The 800-nt window shown below is 29.8% G+C and carries 1 pseudogene; it reads right to left on the bottom strand.

Annotated features, from left to right (window positions below):
- Positions 1-10: 10 nt before the first annotated feature.
- Positions 11-718 (bottom strand): annotated as a pseudogene (locus JIV24_RS22220) (ATP-dependent nuclease); the annotation flags it as partial.
- Positions 719-800: the final 82 nt, after the last annotated feature.

Raw genomic sequence — 800 nt, 5'->3', positions numbered from 1 at the left:
TCTTTGTTTTTTAACCTAAACATTGGGCTTCTACTATGTTTTTGTACGTTTTATTAAAACTTTCGGAGGCTAGTGACCTACACTCTGTATCAAAGTATTTATAACTTTTATTTTTAAGACTTTCATATTGACTCCTTCCTCCACCATCCTTATCAAATAAAACTAACAATTTTGGTTTTATTGGCATATCAGAGCACATATCATTAATAAATTGTAGATATCCTTTATACTTATCCACACCACCTACAACTAAAATATTTGGCACAGTTATATTGAATTTTTCAAACAACACAACAAGTAAGTCTTTATCCTCCTGGCCTTCGACTACAATATTAAAGGGAAATATTTCCCAAGAATCATTTCTTTTTAAACCAAAATGCTCTTTTATTTTCATCGCTTTAACGTAATCGGAACCATCTAAAATTATTGTGTTTAATTTATAGAATACCATATCAGGTTTTCTAGAATACTCTTTTACTTCTTTTGTTCCGGCGAATAAAAAAGTGTTCTCAAGGTTATTTAGATCTATAAAGAAATTTGAATGTGTTGTTATAAAAATTTGATTCTCTGATGCTTCATACTTTAATTTATTAAACAAACTCTTTTGTAAATCAGCTTGTAAAAAAGCTTCTGGCTCATCAATTGCCCAAATGACCTCTCTCTTTGTTTTGCTGTTTACATATTGTATTAATGATAATAAAATTGTCCTCTGAATTCCACTTCCCTGTTTTTAACCGCTTTAAAAACTGGACCACTTTGTAGCACATGAAAAGTGAAACAAAATGGTAGAAGAAATCATT

It is taken from the genome of Carboxylicivirga marina, from assembly GCF_016612505.1.
Classification (GTDB): domain Bacteria; phylum Bacteroidota; class Bacteroidia; order Bacteroidales; family Marinilabiliaceae; genus Carboxylicivirga; species Carboxylicivirga marina.
The sequence above is the reverse complement of the archived record's forward strand: the minus strand, read 5'-3'. Positions and strand labels throughout refer to the sequence as shown.